Below are 16,930 nucleotides of genomic sequence, written 5' to 3'. Positions count from 1 at the left end.
GTTAACGGATAATCACACTTACTTATTTTTCTTGGTATTACGGCCATATACCAGCCACGTAATCACGACGCAGGCGATATAGAAGACGAGGAAGACTTTCATGGCGCCAGCCGGAGAGCCGGTCAGGTCAAGCGAGATGCCGAACGCTTTCGGAATAAAGAAGCCGCCAATTGCGCCAATAGCCGAGATAAAGCCCAGGGCCGCAGCCGTATCCGTCGCCGCTTCACGCATGGCCTGCTCTTCGCTTCCGCCCTGCGCTTTCACGCGATCCATCGTCAGCTTGCGGAAGATCACGGAGATCATCTGGAAGGTAGACGCACTCCCCAACCCGGCCGTCAGGAATAGCACCATAAACACGCCGAAGAAGGCAAAGAAGTTACCGCCCTGCCCGTCAGAAGGCAGCGTCAGGAACAGCAGCGCGCAGAAGACTGCCATCACAATAAAGTTCACCAGCGTAACGCGAGTCCCGCCCAGACGGTCGGAGATCATGCCGCCCAGCGAACGCGCCAGTGCGCCAATGAACGGACCGAAGAAGGCGAATTGCAGGATCTGCACGTCCGGGAACTGGGTTTTCGACAGCATGGCAAAGCCCGCTGAGAAGCCGATAAACGAACCGAAGGTAGCCAGATACAGCAGCGCCATCACCCAGAGGTGTCCACGCTTCAGCACTGGAAGCTGCTCGCTCAGGGATGCTTTCGACGCGCTCAGATCGTTCATAAAGAACCACGCAGCGAGGGTGAACACCACCAGGAACGGAACCCAAATCCAGGCCGCGTTCTGCAGGTAGAGGGAAGAACCATCCGCCTGCTCAACGCCGCCGCCACCGAAGGCGGCAAAAATAGAAACAGAGATCGCCAGCGGCGCAATCAACTGCATCACGCTTACGCCCATGTTGCCCAGACCGCCGTTAATACCCAGCGCGCCGCCCTGCTTCGCTTTCGGGAAGAAGAAGCTGATGTTCGCCATGCTGGAGGCGAAGTTAGCGCCGGCGAAACCGCACAGCAGGGAGATAATCACGAACACGCTGAACGGCGTGGAGGTATCCTGCACCGCGAAACCTAGCCACACGCAAGGGACGATCATGATGCCCGTACTGAACGCCGTCCAGCGACGTCCACCGAATACCGGGACCATAAACGCGTAAGGGACACGCAGCAGCGCGCCAGACAGCGACGGCAATGCGGTAAGCATAAACAGCTGATCGGTCGTGAACGTAAACCCTACTTTCGGCAGGTTTACCGCGACCGCGCTAAACAACATCCATACGCAAAACGCTAAAAGCAGACACGGAACGGAAATCCACAGATTCCGGCTTGCTACACGATGGCCGCGCTGTTGCCAGAACGCCGGATCCTCTGGACGCCAGTCTGTAATAACGGCACCATTTTCCCTTTCGGGAGCGGATGAGTGACTCATAGACACCTCTGATTCTCGAATGATGCTGCAAACATTAGGGTTTTAGGGCGGCGGTAAGTTGATATAAATCAAAGGAAAAGTGCGGGGATTTGCGGCGCAAAAAAAGGGGTTATCCTTAGTGAGTAGGATAATTCGGTAAAAAAGACGTGGTTTTTCACTGCACTGAAGGTTCCTTGCTACCACCGCTTCTTCACCTATACTCCGTTGGCAATTTAGGGGTAATCCTTTATTGGTATGGGTATACTCCAGGGTATGCACCAGAATAGCGCCATTCCTGCAAGCAGGCCACGTCAGGAGCCCGGCAACTCTATGTTAAAAAGATGTTTATCACCGCTGACTCTCGTCAATCAGCTAGCCCTGATTGTTTTGCTGTCTACCGCCCTGGGCGTGGCCGGCATGGCGATTTCCGGCTGGCTGGTACAAGGGGTACAGGGTAATGCACATGCCATCAACGAGGCAGGTTCTCTACGCATGCAGAGTTATCGTCTGCTGGCGTCGGTCCCCCTGACGCAGGACGATCGGCCCTTAATTGATGAAATGGAGCGCACGGCCTTCAGCCCCGAACTGGAAAACGCCGCCATCCGCGCCGGCCAGCAGTCCCAGCTTAAAGCCCTGCAGGGCTACTGGCACACCCAGCTGGAACCCGGTCTGAAACAGGCGCGCAGCACCGAAACCGTTGCGCAGGACGTAGCGGGTTTCGTCTCCCGCATTGACGCGCTGGTCTCCTCTTTCGACCAAACCACCGAATTACGCATCGACCGGGTGGTAATGGTACACCGTGCCATGGCGCTGTTTATGGGCCTGCTGCTGATCTTCACCATTATCTGGCTCCGGGCGCGGCTGCTGAATCCCTGGAAACAGCTGCTGGCGATGGCGCGCGCCGTAACGAACAGAGATTTTACCCAGCGCACGCACATCAGCGGCCGCAACGAGATGGCCATGCTCGGCCAGGCGCTGAACACCATGTCGTCGGAGCTCTCCGAAAGCTACGCGGTGCTGGAACAACGCGTGCAGGAAAAAACCGCCGGGCTGGAGCAGAAAAATGAGATCCTCTCCTTCCTGTGGCAAGCCAACCGTCGGCTGCACATGCAGGTGCCGCTATGTGAACGCCTTTCGCCGGTGCTGAACGGCCTGCAAAATCTGACCCTGCTGCATGACCTGGAGCTGCGGGTTTACGATGTGGAAGATGAAGATAATCATCAGGAGTTTACCTGTCAGTCCGACATGTCCTGCGATGATAAAGGCTGTCACCTGTGCCCGCGCGGCCTGCCGCTGCAGGCTTCTGGCGGCACTACCCTGAAGTGGCGGCTGACGGACAGCCACACCCAGTACGGTATTCTGCTGGCCACCCTGCCAGCCGGACGTCATCTGAGCCACGACCAGCAGCAGCTGGTGGACACCCTGGTTGAACAGTTAACGGCCACGCTGGCGCTCGACAGGCACCAGGAAAAACAGCAGCAGTTGATCGTCATGGAAGAGCGCGCGACCATCGCCCGCGAGCTCCACGACTCTATCGCCCAGTCGCTCTCCTGTATGAAAATGCAGGTGAGCTGCTTGCAGATGCAGGACGCGGAAATGCCGGAAAGCAACAAACAGCTGCTGAGCCAGATCCGCAACGAGCTGAACACCTCCTGGGTACAGCTGCGCGAGCTGCTGACCACCTTCCGCCTGCAGCTGACCGAGCCGGGGCTGCGCCCGGCGCTGGAATCCAGCTGCCAGGAATTTAGCGCCCGGCTTGGCTTCCCGGTGAAGCTGGATTACCAGCTGCCACCGCGGTTTGTCCCTTCCCATCAGGCGATTCATCTGCTGCAGATCGCCCGCGAAGCGCTGAGCAACGTGCTCAAACACGCTGAAGCGACGGCGGTTACGGTTACCGTCAGCCAGCACGCTAACCAGGTCAGGCTGAGGGTTCACGACAACGGTCGCGGCGTGCCGGAAAATGCCGAACGCACTAACCACTATGGTTTAATCATTATGCGAGACCGCGCCCAAAGCCTGCGCGGTGATTGCCAGGTTCGACGGAGAGAGACGGGTGGCACGGAAGTTGTGGTCACCTTTATTCCCGAAAAACCGCTTACAACTGCTCAAGGAGAAACCCATGACTAATCAGGAACCGGCATCCATCCTGTTGATCGACGACCATCCGATGCTGCGTACTGGCGTAAAACAGCTGGTCAGCATGGCACCCGACATTACCGTGGTTGGCGAAGCCAGCAACGGTGAACAGGGTATTGAGCTGGCCGAATCCCTCGATCCGGATCTGATCCTGCTCGATCTCAACATGCCCGGCATGAACGGTCTGGAAACCCTCGACAAGTTACGCGAGAAATCCCTTTCCGGTCGCGTGGTGGTCTTTAGCGTCTCCAACCACGAAGAGGATGTGGTCACGGCGCTGAAGCGCGGCGCGGATGGCTATCTGCTGAAGGATATGGAGCCGGAAGACCTGCTCAAGGCGCTGCAGCAGGCCGCCGCAGGCGAGATGGTGCTGAGCGAGGCCCTGACGCCGGTGCTGGCCGCCAGCCTGCGGGCGAACCGCGCCACCTCTGACCGCGACGTCAGCCAGTTAACGCCGCGCGAACGCGATATTCTGAAGCTGATTGCCCAGGGCCTGCCGAACAAAATGATCGCCCGCCGCCTGGATATCACCGAAAGCACGGTTAAAGTGCACGTGAAGCATATGCTCAAGAAAATGAAGCTAAAATCCCGCGTTGAAGCCGCGGTGTGGGTCCATCAGGAACGTATTTTTTAAGCATTACTCATCCGGCAGCAGCTTCCAGCGCGGGTCGTCGTCAGGTAATGAGACCAGCGGCTGCACCACAGCGAGCGTGATCTCATTGGACGAGACGCGCTGGCCCTTCGCATCTTCCACCACCGCCGAGAGATGCCAGCGGTTTGTCGCCCCTTCAGCGTCATTCCAGGCAGGCATGATCACGCTCCAGCCGTCGGTGCTGTCACTTTTCCCCGGGGACGTCAGGCTCAAAGCCTGGGTATCACCCTGCCAGTGGATCTGACGAATACCGTGAGTGCTGCGAACCTGCAGCTTCAGCATGACGGTTTCGCCCCCTTTGAGATCCCACGGCGGGGTTGCCAGCCAGACGGAGAGCGTTTTACGCTGGCGGAACTCCATCACCGGCAGGCTGTTACGCTCCGGCGAGTCATAGCGGCTTCCGCGCAGGGATCGCGTGGCCGCGACCTCTCCGGCGGAGAGCTGCTTAACCAGCGGCACGCCGAAGCGATAGTTGAGCTTCAGCCCGAGGTTATTCTGGCTCTCTCCGCTTTCGCCCTGCTTATGCCCTGCGGTCAGCGTCACCAGCGGCACGGGGGTATAGTTAAGCCCGAGATTGACCGCCACCGGGTTGTGATACCCGGTTCCGCTGTTGAAGAGGTCAACGTTGTCGCCAAAATATTGCTCAAAGCTGACGCTGGTGTTCAGGTGATGAAACCACGGCAGCCAGGCTTTGGCGGTCACGTCATATCCCCGCGCCATGCGCTGCTCCTGGACGTCAGAGCTGTCGCGCCAGCCGGCAAAAGGCTGATAATAGTTAGCCGACAGGCGCAGATTTTCTCCCCATACCTCCGCGCCCAGCCCGGCACGCTGCAGGTTCTCATCCAGCAGGTTATCGTAAAAGGTGTTGTAGCCCAGCAGCCATTTTCCGGCCACCCAGCGCTGGCCGATTCCGGCGTTACTGACCAGGCCATCCGTTTGCTGCGTCAGGCCGAGCTGGCTCCAGCTCAGGTAACGGTTGTTATCGTTCCAGGGGATAAACCAGCTCCCGCTGCTGCCGTTGAATTTCCCGTCGTTATCCACCAGCAAATTGACGCTGGCATTCCCCCAGGGTGACAGCCAGGATTCAATCTGCTGGTTCACCTCGCCGCTCACCGCGTCACGCACCTGACCAAAGGCAAACTGCCGCGCCTGCTCGCCCGTAGTCAGGCCGTTGTCGGTCATACTGGCTTCACCAAAGGCTTTCGCCATTTCGGCGAGATGCTTTTCCCCCTCCCCGGTCGGGGCTGCCATACCGAGATCGGGGAGATTATCCCCGTTATTATCAAAGGGATTTTGTGCCTGCTGGATAAAGGAATTCGGCGCACCGTGAACGGCTCCGGCTGTAACGAGGGAGAGTAAAACCAGCGTTCGGAAAGGGGGAGAAACAGTCATCAATGTCGTAAGAATTACCCGGTGCTTACGTAAGAACACCAGGTACCTTAACGTGATTTCTCTCTCTTTGCAGCTTTACGGGGAATTTTCCGGAATTTCCTGAAACATTGTTTTGAGCTCAGGCACGCACGAACCGCAGTTCGTGCCGCACCGTAGCGTCGCCCCCAGCGCGGTAACGGAACCGCACCCTCCAGCAATCGCCTCCCGTATCGCGTTTTCTCCAACGCTGAAACAGCTGCAGATGATGCGCCCCGGATCTGTAACCTTCCCCACGCCCTGCCCGTTCAGCAGCGCATGGCGCTCAGCGGGTGTCGAGGGTGGCGACTGAAAAGCGGCTTCTATCACCGGGTGCGCCAGATCGGGCAAGGCGGTGCCTTCCCAGAAACCCAGCATCAGATGGCCGTTATGCCAGGCCAGTACGCTGCTGCGTTCCCCGGTTTGCGCAATCTGCAACTGCCAGCCCCGGCCGCTGGCATAGTCCATCACCCACGACAGCAGCGGCTTTTCACCCGCTATCGTCATTCGCGAGGCTTTACGCCACCAGTGAACCGAAGAGGGGATTTCCGGCCATTCCCGGGCATAGAGCTCCCCCTGCCAGGCGGGCTGCCAGGGCATGATTCTGACGGCGGTTTGCTTACTCTCCGGCTGCCCGGAAGCCGGATCGATGCGCACTTCCACCAGCGCGTTAACCTTTCCCTGGCGGGCAAACTCAGCGTTCCAGTGCATAGGAGCAAACGCTTCGCCTTCCCGTATTCCGTCGTTGATTCTTACTCTGGCCACCATCACGCCGCGCGGCGAGCCGATCCGCGCCAGCTGGCCGTCGCACAGTGAAAACCGAATGGCGTCTGCGGCGCAGACCTCAACAAACGGCTCCGCGATATGCTGCATCAGCCGGGGCACGTATCCCGTACGGGTCATGGTGTGCCACTGGTCGCGGATACGGCCAGTGTTGAGGATCGCCGGGTATAGCGCGGTAGCCGTCGCGCCGTGCGGCAGCGGATCGACAGGCACTACGTTTCGGCGCGGTAAATTCCCCGTCGGCCACTGGTACGGCTCAAGCGTCTCCCACGCTTCACGGGTTAACCCCGCCAGTTCCTGAAGGTTCAACGCCCGCGCACCGTCATTTTCAAACGCCGTCAGCGCCGCATGTTCGCAAAAAATCTCCTGCGGATGTTGCCAGGCAAAGGCCTCGCCGTAGCCCAGCCGTTTTGCAATCTGAGCCACGATCCACCAGTCCGGCTTCGCCTCACCCGGCGCGGGCAGAAACGCGCGCTGGCGCGAAATGCGCCGCTCGGAATTGGTCACCGTGCCGTCCTTCTCCCCCCAGCCCAGCGCCGGAAAACGGATATGGGCGAAGCGGCTGGTGTCGGTATCTTTCATCACCTCAGAGACAATCACCAGCGGACAGGCCGCCAGCGCCTGACACACCGCGTGGCTGTCCGGCAGCGATACGGCAGGATTGGTGCCCATGATCCACACCGCCTTCACCTCGCCGCGGGCGATGGCGTCAAACAGTTCCACCGCCATCAGCCCCGGCGTCTGCGCCAGCCGTTCCGTTCCCCAGAAACGCGCCACCCGCGAAAGATCGTCCGGCTCGAAGCTCATATGCGCCGCCAGCTGGTTCGCCAGCCCGCCCACTTCCCGGCCGCCCATGGCGTTTGGCTGTCCGGTCAGCGAAAATGGGCCGCAGCCCGGACGGTTGAACTTCCCGCTGGCAAGATGCACGTTAATGATGGCGCTGCACTTGTCGCTGCCGCTGGAGGACTGGTTGATCCCCATGGTGTAGAGCGTAATGGCGCGAGGCACGGTAACAAACCAGTCGTAAAAGGTACCAATATCCTCTGCCGGAAGGTCGCAAAACGCCGCCACGCGGGCAATCGGCCACTCATCAGTGCCCTGGATCAGATTGAGCAACCCCACAAACAGCCCGGCGTCGCTGCCGGGTTTAAGCGCCAGATGCAGGTCGGCAATATCGCAGGTAGCGGTTTTACGCGGGTCAATCACCACCACCTTCATCTGCGGGTTGTTGTGCTTTGCCTGCACCAGGCGCTGATAGAGCACCGGATGCGTCCAGGCCGCGTTCGAGCCGGCCAGCACCACCAGATCGCTGTTTTCCACATCCTCGTAGCTGCACGGCACCACGTCTTCGCCAAAGGCGCGCCTGTAGCCCACCACCGCCGAGGACATGCAGAGCCGGGAGTTGGTATCGATGTTCGCCGCGCCGATAAACCCTTTCATCAGCTTGTTGGCGGCATAGTAGTCCTCGGTTAACAGCTGGCCGGAGGCGTAAAACGCCACCGCCCGTGGCCCCCATGTGTCGATGATCTCCCGCAGTCGCTCGCCCGCCGCGTTCAGCGCCTGGGACCAGTCCACCTCAAGTCCATCGACAACGGGGTACAGCAATCGCCCCTGCAAGCCCGTTGTCTCCCCCAGGGCCGATCCTTTCACGCACAGGCGGCCAAAGTTTGCAGGGTGGGTGTCATCCCCCCGAACGCTGACCGCTCCATCCTCCACGCTGGCGATCACGCCGCAGCCGACCCCGCAGTAGGGGCACGTTGTCCTGGTTTCCGTCATGAGGCCTCCGCGCGCATCACCAGCTCTTCGTTGCCGACCCACACCTTGCCATTTTCAATTTTGACCGGCCAGGCGCGCACTGCGGGTTCGCCGTTCTCCACCTGACAGCCGTCGCGCAGGCGAATGCGCTGCTTGTAGAGCGGAGAAATAACCATCGGTTCGCCCGCCGCATCGCCGAGGATGCCGCGTGACAGCACGTTCGCACTGCTGCCCGGCTCCAGGTCGTCCAGGGCATAAACGGACGTGCCAAAGCGGAACAGCGCGATCGGTTTACGGCCAAGACGCGCGCCAATGCCCGCCTGCTCCGGGATATCGTCAATGCCGCAGATTTCCTGCCAGCGCTTGCTTTCGTCCGACGGCGCGACGTTCACCGCGGTGCGGAACAGCGCCAGGCGGTCAGGATCGTTGAGCGTGGTTTGCCATTCGCACTGGTACGTCTCGACTACCCGGGCCATCTCCTGCTCCAGCTCGTGGGCGATGCCGAGACTGTCGTTGAGGATCACCTCACGCAGATAGTCGAGGCCGCCCTCCAGGTTGTCCATCCAGGTGCTGGTGCGCTGCAGGCGATCCGCCGTGCGGATGTAGAACATCAGGAAACGGTCTACGGTGCGGATCAGCGTTTCGTCATCCAGATCGCTGGCGAAGAGATCTGCATGGCGAGGCTTCATCCCGCCGTTGCCGCACAGATAGAGGTTCCAGCCTTTGTCCGTGGCAATCACCCCCACGTCCTTGCTCTGCGCCTCCGCACACTCGCGGGTGCAGCCGGAAACGGCCATTTTGATTTTATGCGGGGCGCGCAGGCCCTTGTAGCGGTGCTCCAGTCTGACCGCGAGACCAGTGGAGTCCTGCACGCCGTAGCGGCACCAGGTCGACCCGACGCAGGATTTCACCGTGCGCAGGGATTTCCCGTAAGCGTGCCCGGTTTCAAACCCGGCCTCCACCAGCGCCTGCCAGATTTCCGGCAGCTGTTCCAGGGTGGCGCCAAACAGGTCGATACGCTGCCCGCCGGTGATTTTGCTGTACAGGCCGTAGCGTTTCGCAATCTGGCCGATGGCGATCAGCCCGTCGGCGGTCACTTCTCCTGCGGGCATGCGCGGCACGATGGAATACGTCCCGTCCTTCTGAATATTGGCGAAGTAGCGGTCGTTGGTGTCCTGCAATGGCAGATGCGCCGGTTTGAGCAGATACTCATTCCAGCAGGAGGCCAGCACTGACCCCACCAGCGGCTTACAGATCTCGCACCCGTGCCCCTGACCGTAGCGGCTGATAAGCTGGTCGAAGGTTCGGATATGGTTGACGCGCACCAGGTGATAAATTTCCTGGCGCGAGTACGGGAAGTGTTCGCAGATGTCCTTTTTCACCTCCACGCCCTGCTCGGCAAGCTGGAACTCCATCACCTGCTTCACCAGCGCGCTGCAGCCCCCGCAGCCGGTCGCCGCTTTGGTGCACTGCTTAACGGCGCCGATATCCGCTGCGCCCGCGCTCACCGCCCGGCAGATATCGCCTTTGCTGACGTTATGACACGAACAGATCTGCGCGCTTTCCGGCAGCGCCGCCACGCCCAGCGCTTTTGGCGCGCTGCCTGACAACGCAGGTAGTATCAGCGTTTCCGGCTCTTTCGGCAGGCTGATGCCGTTAAGCATCATCTGCACCAGCGTGGCGTATTCGCTGGCATCGCCCACCAGCACGCCGCCGAGCAGCGTTTGGCCGTCGTGGCTGACCACGATTTTCTTGTAGATTTGCTGCGGGCCGTGCGTCCACTGGTAGCTTAGCGCCCCCGGCGTGCGCCCGTGAGCATCGCCAAACGACGCCACGTCCACGCCGAGCAGCTTGAGCTTAGTGCTCATATCTGCCCCGGTGAAGGTTTTATCTTCGCCCGCGAGCACGGCGGCGGCCACGCGCGCCATCTGGTAGCCGGGCGCCACCAGGCCAAAGATTTTCCCCTCCCACAGGGCGCATTCACCGATGGCAAACACATTCGAATCGGAGGTCCGGCAGGCGTCATCAATGCAGATCCCGCCGCGCTCGCCAATAGCCAGCCCGCTGCTGCGCGCCAGCGCGTCCTGAGGACGAATACCGGCAGAGAAGACCACCATGTCCGTTTCCAGCTGTTCACCGTCGGCGAAGCGCAGCACCAGCCCGTCGTCCGTCGCAGCAATTTCCGTGGTGGCTTTACTGGTGTGAACGCCAACGCCCAGCGCCTCGATTTTCCTGCGCAGCATCGCCGCGCCGTCATTATCAAGCTGCACCGCCATCAGATTGGGCGCAAACTCCACCACGTGCGTTTCCAGCCCGAGTTGCTTGAGGGCATTCGCCGCCTCCAGCCCGAGCAGGCCGCCGCCAATCACCACGCCACGACGCGAGCCCGCCGCGTGGGCCGCTATGTTGTCCAGGTCGTCAAGGGTGCGGTAGACAAAGCAGCCCGGCAGATCGTTGCCCGGTACCGGCGGTACGAACGGGTATGAGCCGGTCGCCAGCACCAGCTTGTCCCAGTGGGTCTCATGCCCGCTGGGGGTACGCACCACGCGCGCGTCGCGATCGATAGCGACGATCTGCTGCGAGAGGCGCAGCTCAATGCCGTTATCGGAAAAGAACTCCCCCTCCACCAGCGAGAGCGACGCCGCGCTTCGGCCGCCAAAGTATTCCGACAGATGCACGCGGTCATAGGCGGCATAGCGCTCCTCACCAAAGACAACGATCTGATACTGCTGATGCAGATTGCGGTTAACGCAGTCTTCGAGAAAATGATGGCCGACCATACCGTGTCCAACCACCACCAGAGTAGGTTTTGTCATAGCGTTCTGTCCTGCAACCTGCGGTTGCGTAGTGAAACGATCGAACAGCCAGTCCGCGCGTGCGGGCGCAGCCGTTGCCAGTAAATCGGTAAATGTTGCCGCGCTGCGGCAGTCGCCCATCAGCAGCACGCCAGCCAGCGCACCCTGATGGATCAGTAACCGACGATAGTGACGGGTTAGCGGATCCCAGGAGCTCCAGACCACATCGCCCGCCTGCGCCGCCGCGCGCCCGAGGCTGAACAGCTCCACGCCCGTCACCTTGAGGCGCACGCCATTGTCGGTGAGGGCAAACGGCGCGGCTGTGTCGCCCGCCAGCCGCGCGGCGAGAATATCCGCCTGCGTCATACAGGGGGCGACCAGGCCAAAGGTCTGGCCGTCAATTTCGCAGCACTCGCCAATGGCGTAGACGTCCGGTGCGGAGGTCCGCATCTGGCTATCCACCACGATGCCGCGCGCGCAGCGAACACCGCTGGCCTGCGCAAGCGCGACGTTGGGCTGCACGCCGGTCGCCAGCACCACGCGCGCGGCGGCGACGCGGCGTCCGTTGAGCAACGTCACGCTATTCCCGTTAATCGCCGCGATGCCGGAGGCGAGTTCAGAGCGCACGCCCCGCGCCGCCAGCGCCTCTTCAAGCAGTACGCCCGCCTGCTGGTCCAGCTGCTGCTCCATCAGCCACGGGCCGCGATGAACGAGCGTGACGTTGTCACCTGAACGAGCCAGCGCTGCCGCCGTCTCTACGCCGAGCACGCCGCCCCCCAGCACCACCGCCGGACCGGCTATCGCCTGAATGGCGCGGGTATCCTCCAGGGTACGGAACGTGAAGACGTGCGGCGCATCGCCCCCAGGAATCGGCGGCACAAACGGCGTTGACCCGGTGGCAAAGACCAGCGCATCCCAGCCCAGCGTGCGGGCGGTGGTTTGCACTTCCCGTGCGTCCACGTTCACGGCGAGTGCCTTTTCGCCCCGCAGCACCGTCACGCCGCGCTCCTGGTACCATTGGTCATCCTGAAGGCAGATGCCCGCAGCCGTTTTTTCCCCTCCCAGCACCGGCGAAAGCTGGATGCGGTTATAGGCATGCTCCGGCTCGTCACCGATGACGGTGATAGCGAACCGACCGGAAGCTCGCCCGGTGAGCGAAGCAATCAGCCGGGTTGCCGCCATGCCATTCCCGATAATGACCAGTCGCATCAACGCCCCCTCGTTACGCCGCTTTCGGCTGTTTTTCGTAGAGGAAATGGAGGATCTGCTGGCGCATGTGGTGATAGCGGCTGTCTTCCGCCAGCTGCACCCGGTTGCGCGGGCGCGGCAGGTCAACGCGCAGGATCTCCCCGACGGTGGCCGCCGGGCCGTTGGTCATCATCAGCACGCGATCGGAGAGCAGCACCGCCTCGTCCACGTCGTGGGTAATGAGCACGATGGTGGTGTTCAGCGCCTGCTGGATCTGCATCACCGAGTCCTGCAGATGGGCGCGCGTCAGCGCATCCAGCGCGCCGAACGGCTCATCCATCAGCAATACTTTCGGCTTCATCGCCAGCGCGCGGGCAATCCCGACGCGCTGCTTCATGCCGCCGGAGATCTCCCCCGGACGCTTGTGCAACGCGTGGCCCATCTGCACGCGGTCGAGGTTGTGCTCGATCCACTCTTTGCGCTCGGCCTTGCTCATGGTGTGACGGAACACCTGATCCACTGCCAGCGCCACGTTGTCGAAGCAGGTCAGCCACGGCAGCAGCGAATGGTTCTGGAACACCACCGCGCGCTCGGGCCCCGGCCCGGCGATTTCGCGGTTGTCGCAAATCAGCCCGCCTTCCGTCGGCAGTGCGATCCCGGCGATAAGGTTAAGCAGCGTCGACTTGCCGCAGCCGGAGTGGCCGATAAGACTCACGGTTTCGCCCTCGTGGATATCAAAAGAGACGTTCTGCAGCGCCAGAAACTCGCCGCTGGCGGTGGAAAAACGCTGGCTCACGGCCTGGACCTGAATTAATGGTTTCATGTTCGCTCCTTATTTTTCCTGCCAGCTAAAGCGACGGGCGATCAGCATCAGCCCCTGCTCCAGCAGCAACCCGACCACGCCGATGATGACGATGGCGATCAGAATGTTTTCGACGTTGAGGTTGTTCCACTCGTTCCAGATCCAGAAGCCGATACCCAGCCCCCCGGTGAGCATCTCGGCGGCGACAATCACCAGCCAGGCGATGCCGATGGAGAGGCGCACCCCGGTCAGCACGGCGGGTAGCACAGCCGGGAAGAGTATGCGGCGCATGATCGTCCACTCGGAAAGCTGCAATACGCGGGCGACGTTGAGGTAGTCCTGCGGAATGCGGCGCACGCCTTCGGCGGTGTTGATCACCATCGGCCAGATAGAGCAGATGAAAATGGTCCAGCTCGACGCGGGCTCCGCTTTCTGGAACAGCAGCAGGCCGATGGGCAGCCAGGCCAGCGGGCTGACCGGGCGCAGAAGCGCAATCAGCGGGTTGAACATGCGCGAGAAAAAGGTGAAACGGCCAATCAAAAAGCCCAGCGGAATACCCGCCATCGCTGCCAGGCCAAAACCGATGGCGACGCGCTGCAGTGAAGCAAGCACGTTCCAGCCAATGCCCATATCGTTAGGCCCGTCGCGATAAAACGGGTCGGCAAACAGGGTAATGGCGGAATCAAGCGTGCTGAGCGGCGTCGGGAAGCCTTTGCTGTTTATCGCCGCCAGTTGCCAGAGCACCACCAGCAGCCCGAGGCCGAGCAGCGCCGGAATAACGCGCTGGAAAAAGTCGTTCATCCGGCGCGCTAACGCGGGCGGGCGGCGGCGAACCTGTACCGGAGGCAGGACAATCACTTCCCCGCTCTCTGGCGTCTCTTGTGGTTTCGTGTTTTGCAGATGCGGCATAATCAGGCCCCTTTACGGTGAATGGCGAAACGGCTGGCGTACCCTTCCGGATCGGCGCCGTTCCAGACGGTGCCGTCCATCAGCGTGCTGCTGCGGTACGGTGATGACGGCGTGGACATACCGCCGACGGCGGTGGCGGCATCCTGCCAGACCGAGGTCTGGTTGATGCGCTGCGCGATGCCCGCGTAGTCCGGCGCGGCTTTGAGCAAGCCCCAGCGGCGGAACTGGGTTAAGAACCACATGCCGTCGGAGAGATACGGGTAGCTCACAGCCCCCTCGTTGAAGAAGCGGATCGGGTGCGCGTCCTGCCAGCGCTGGCCCAGGCCGTTGTCGTACTCGCCGAGCATGCGCCCGGTGAGATACTGTTCTTTGCAGTTGAGCCACGCCCGGCGGGAGAGGATCTGCGCGGTTTCGCGTTTGTTTTCCGGGGACGCCTCGATCCAGCGCGCGGCCTCCAGCACCGCGCTCACCAGCGCCCGGGCGGTGTGCGGGTTTTTCTCCACCCAGTCGCGACGCGTGCCGAGGATCTTTTCCGGATGATCGGCCCAGATGGACTGCGACGTGGCGGCGGTAAAGCCGATACGGTCGTTAATCGCGCGCGCGTTCCACGGCTCGCCGACGCAGAAGCCCACCATGTTGCCGATGCGCATGTTCATCACCATCTGCGGCGGCGGCACCACCACCGTGCGCACGTCGTCAAAGGGGTTAATGCCCGCGCTGGCCAGCCAGTAGTAAAGCCACATGGCATGCGTCCCGGTCGGGAAGGTGTGCGCGAAGGTGTAGGTTCCCGGCGCCTGCTGCCCGATCAGCGTTTTCAGCCCGTCGAGATCGCGAACGCCCTTCTCCGCCAGATCGCTTGAAAGCGTGATGGCCTGGCCGTTCTGATTGAGCGTCATCAGATTCGCCATCTGCTGCGGCTTGCCGGCGATGCCCAGCTCCAGCCCGTACAGCAGACCGTAAAGAATGTGTGCGGCGTCCAGTTCTCCCGCCACCAGCTTGTCGCGCACCGCCGCCCAGCTCGCCTCTTTGGTGGGAACGATGGTGATACCGTATTTTTTATCAAAGCCTTTTAACGCTGCGATAACCACCGGCGCGCAGTCGGTCAACGGGATAAACCCGACGCGCACCGTCTCCTGTTCCGGTTTATCTGAGCCAGCCGCCCAGGCAGCCTGCATAACACCCGGTAACAGCGCTGCGCCACTCGCCAGCATGCTGGCCTGCAAAAATCGCCGTCTCGACAAATCCGCCATAACCGCTCCCGAAAAAAAGCCAAAAAAAAGCGCCCGCCGTGCCGAAGCACCGCTGGACGCCTTTATCCCGAAGACTGATGCACCGCCGTTGGCGCACCGTCAAAAATGGTTAATTAAATAATGCAAAGCCAGTGCCAGGTTTAAAGACCCTCTTTCAGGGCCGAAAACCGGTTTTGACCGCGTTCACGCACCTCAATCAGGCATAAAATGCCCGCTGATTGTGCAGCTACTCCTTTGGTGTTACCTGCCAGACGCTCTTCACCGTAAGCAGCGCGCGGGCGATATCGACCATGCGCTGGTTCTTGTCCATCGCCATTTTGCGCAGCGTTGTCCAGGCCTGTTCTTCACTCATGTTCTGGTGGGTCATCAGCACGCTTTTGGCTTTATCAATGGTTTTGCGCTCCTCAAGCGTATCGCGCAGCGACGCGAGCTGGCGGGAAAGCTGCTCTATCTCTCGTGCCTGCTGGCGAACCAGGGTCAGCAGCGGTTTATCCGGGTAGTGCGCCAGCGGATCGTCCTGTTCATCCCCGGGAAGCGGGTATGCCTCGTCGCGCTGAATACGCTCATCCACCGCGACCATCAGATCGGCGATGATCGTCTCCTCCAGCGCGCGCAGATGCTCCAGCCGCGCCGTTTGCAGCGCAAACCAGGCGAGTGCGGTATGGCCATTGTCTGCGGCAGGCTGGCGGGTACAGGCCACGCGCCGGAGCTGCTCCGTCTCACGATCGGGCTGACAATTAAGGGAGAACGAAGTCTGCACGTCGGCCTGGCTGTGGGAGAGAAAGATCTCAAAGCAGGCCTGCTGCCCGTCAATGCGGTCAACCAGCCGCTGGCGGGTCACGTCATCGAAAAAGCCCTGCGTGAAGCCAATCGCCCCCAGGGCCCGCTCTTGTCCCGCCAGCTCTTTCCCCTGCATCAGGCTATATAGCGCGACGAAACGGCCCGCGATTTGCGGGTCGTCAATGCTGTCATTAAGCTGCGGTACGATACTGAGCAGGTGGCGCAGCATGCGGGAGTAGTGCTCCATTGCCTGCGGAGCCGTCAGCGTTTGCCGATTTACACCGTCGCGCAGCGCGGGAAGCGTCTCCAGCGTGAGCAGCGCATTGCCGATACGTTCGCAAACGGCGCTTCCCGGAAAGGCGGACTGTTTTCCAAGAATGTCGTTCAGTGCAGCAAGGTTTTCGTCCACCAGCGCCCGGCTGGCTTTGCATTCAGGCGCATAGAGCTTACCCTGTGAGCAGAGCCAGACGTTAGATGCGCCGCGCTCGCACTGGAGCATATGCACCAGCTGGCTAATACCGCGCACCAGCACGTTCAGCTGCGCCAGCCTGCTGAGCTGCTCCCGGCGCATCCGCCTTGCGCGCTGGAGCCATTCGGTTGCACCTGGCGAAATGCCGGCCATTAATGTCATGCTTACTCTCCCGGACAGCGAAACTCCGGGGAAATTAAGCAATATTCGTGCCTTTATAAAAACAGGAGTCAACATGCAGAAGATTGTGATCGTCGCCAACGGTGCGGCCTACGGCAGCGAATCCCTTTTCAACAGCCTGCGCCTGGCGATCGCGCTACGCGAAAAAGAGAGCGACCTGGTATTGCGGATATTTTTAATGTCCGATGCCGTGACCGCGGGGTTGAAGGGTCAAAAACCGGCGGAAGGCTACAACATTCAGCAGATGCTGGAGATCCTGACCGCGCAGGACGTGCCGGTAAAACTCTGTAAGACCTGCACCGACGGGCGCGGCGTTACCGGGCTGCCGCTGATCGAGGGCGTAGAAATTGGTACGCTGGTTGAACTGGCCGAATGGACGCTGACCGCGGATAAAGTATTAACTTTTTAATAATAAACCCGTAAAAATAT

General features: G+C 61.0%; 11 protein-coding genes. 3 read left to right on the top strand and 8 right to left on the bottom strand.

Going from position 1 to position 16,930, the window contains the following annotated elements; all coding sequences use genetic code 11:
• Nucleotides 1-18 precede the first annotated feature (18 nt).
• Nucleotides 19-1,416, bottom strand: coding sequence for a NarK family nitrate/nitrite MFS transporter (locus IM303_RS07550; RefSeq protein WP_047364940.1), 1,398 nt, complete (start codon nucleotides 1,414-1,416; stop codon nucleotides 19-21).
• A 309-nt stretch (nucleotides 1,417-1,725) separates the two neighbouring features.
• Here IM303_RS07550 and narX point away from each other — a divergent pair, with 309 nt between their 5' ends.
• The gene (gene narX / locus IM303_RS07545; protein WP_192987052.1) at nucleotides 1,726-3,522 is read left to right on the top strand and encodes a nitrate/nitrite two-component system sensor histidine kinase NarX; all 1,797 of its coding nucleotides are present in this window, start codon (nucleotides 1,726-1,728) and stop codon (nucleotides 3,520-3,522) included.
• Nucleotides 3,515-4,165: a two-component system response regulator NarL gene (narL, locus tag IM303_RS07540; RefSeq protein WP_003856701.1), complete on the top strand. Its 651-nt coding sequence runs from the start codon at nucleotides 3,515-3,517 to the stop codon at nucleotides 4,163-4,165. The genes narX and narL overlap by 8 nt, the downstream gene beginning before the upstream one ends.
• 3 nt (nucleotides 4,166-4,168) lie before the next feature.
• On the opposite strand, the gene IM303_RS07535 is transcribed toward narL, so the two are convergent.
• From IM303_RS07535 to nasR, 7 genes are all read right to left on the bottom strand, one after another.
• On the bottom strand, nucleotides 4,169-5,575 hold the full coding sequence (locus IM303_RS07535) for a YchO/YchP family invasin (RefSeq protein ID WP_193359775.1): 1,407 nt from the start codon (nucleotides 5,573-5,575) through the stop codon (nucleotides 4,169-4,171).
• A gap of 75 nt (nucleotides 5,576-5,650) precedes the next feature.
• A complete protein-coding gene (locus IM303_RS07530; protein ID WP_193359774.1) occupies nucleotides 5,651-8,149 on the bottom strand; it encodes a nitrate reductase in 2,499 nt (832 codons plus the stop codon).
• Complete coding sequence (nirB, locus tag IM303_RS07525) at nucleotides 8,146-12,132, bottom strand: nitrite reductase large subunit NirB (protein WP_192971178.1); 3,987 nt, start codon at nucleotides 12,130-12,132, stop codon at nucleotides 8,146-8,148. Before nirB ends, IM303_RS07530 begins: the two co-directional genes overlap by 4 nt.
• A gap of 13 nt (nucleotides 12,133-12,145) precedes the next feature.
• Nucleotides 12,146-12,934: an ABC transporter ATP-binding protein gene (locus tag IM303_RS07520; RefSeq protein ID WP_028013451.1), complete on the bottom strand. Its 789-nt coding sequence runs from the start codon at nucleotides 12,932-12,934 to the stop codon at nucleotides 12,146-12,148.
• A gap of 9 nt (nucleotides 12,935-12,943) precedes the next feature.
• The gene (gene ntrB / locus IM303_RS07515; protein ID WP_193359773.1) at nucleotides 12,944-13,822 is read right to left on the bottom strand and encodes a nitrate ABC transporter permease; all 879 of its coding nucleotides are present in this window, start codon (nucleotides 13,820-13,822) and stop codon (nucleotides 12,944-12,946) included.
• 2 nt (nucleotides 13,823-13,824) lie between these two features.
• A complete protein-coding gene (locus IM303_RS07510) occupies nucleotides 13,825-15,072 on the bottom strand; it encodes a CmpA/NrtA family ABC transporter substrate-binding protein (RefSeq protein WP_028013453.1) in 1,248 nt (415 codons plus the stop codon).
• A gap of 226 nt (nucleotides 15,073-15,298) precedes the next feature.
• On the bottom strand, nucleotides 15,299-16,483 hold the full coding sequence (nasR, locus tag IM303_RS07505) for a nitrate regulatory protein NasR (RefSeq protein WP_045261104.1): 1,185 nt from the start codon (nucleotides 16,481-16,483) through the stop codon (nucleotides 15,299-15,301).
• 73 nt (nucleotides 16,484-16,556) lie between these two features.
• Between nasR and IM303_RS07500 the strand changes: the two genes are divergently transcribed.
• Nucleotides 16,557-16,910 carry a DsrE/DsrF/TusD sulfur relay family protein gene (locus tag IM303_RS07500; RefSeq protein ID WP_048998380.1) on the top strand — a complete coding sequence of 118 codons (354 nt, stop codon included), beginning with the start codon at nucleotides 16,557-16,559 and terminating at the stop codon, nucleotides 16,908-16,910.
• The last annotated feature ends 20 nt before the right edge of the window (nucleotides 16,911-16,930 follow it).

It is taken from the genome of Enterobacter cloacae complex sp. P38RS (assembly GCF_014930775.1).
GTDB classification, from domain to species: domain Bacteria; phylum Pseudomonadota; class Gammaproteobacteria; order Enterobacterales; family Enterobacteriaceae; genus Enterobacter; species Enterobacter bugandensis.
The sequence above is the reverse complement of the archived record's forward strand: the minus strand, read 5'-3'. Positions and strand labels throughout refer to the sequence as shown.

Excerpts from the sequence above, each read along its gene's own strand:
- IM303_RS07550 (WP_047364940.1), bottom strand. The coding sequence starts at position 1,416 with ATGAGTCACTCATCCGCTCCCGAAAGGGAAAATGGTGCCGTTATTACA.
- narX (WP_192987052.1), top strand. The coding sequence starts at position 1,726 with ATGTTAAAAAGATGTTTATCACCGCTGACTCTCGTCAATCAGCTAGCC.
- narL (WP_003856701.1), top strand. The coding sequence starts at position 3,515 with ATGACTAATCAGGAACCGGCATCCATCCTGTTGATCGACGACCATCCG.
- IM303_RS07535 (WP_193359775.1), bottom strand. The coding sequence starts at position 5,575 with ATGACTGTTTCTCCCCCTTTCCGAACGCTGGTTTTACTCTCCCTCGTT.
- IM303_RS07530 (WP_193359774.1), bottom strand. The coding sequence starts at position 8,149 with ATGACGGAAACCAGGACAACGTGCCCCTACTGCGGGGTCGGCTGCGGC.
- nirB (WP_192971178.1), bottom strand. The coding sequence starts at position 12,132 with ATGCGACTGGTCATTATCGGGAATGGCATGGCGGCAACCCGGCTGATT.
- IM303_RS07520 (WP_028013451.1), bottom strand. The coding sequence starts at position 12,934 with ATGAAACCATTAATTCAGGTCCAGGCCGTGAGCCAGCGTTTTTCCACC.
- ntrB (WP_193359773.1), bottom strand. The coding sequence starts at position 13,822 with ATGCCGCATCTGCAAAACACGAAACCACAAGAGACGCCAGAGAGCGGG.
- IM303_RS07510 (WP_028013453.1), bottom strand. The coding sequence starts at position 15,072 with ATGGCGGATTTGTCGAGACGGCGATTTTTGCAGGCCAGCATGCTGGCG.
- nasR (WP_045261104.1), bottom strand. The coding sequence starts at position 16,483 with ATGACATTAATGGCCGGCATTTCGCCAGGTGCAACCGAATGGCTCCAG.
- IM303_RS07500 (WP_048998380.1), top strand. The coding sequence starts at position 16,557 with ATGCAGAAGATTGTGATCGTCGCCAACGGTGCGGCCTACGGCAGCGAA.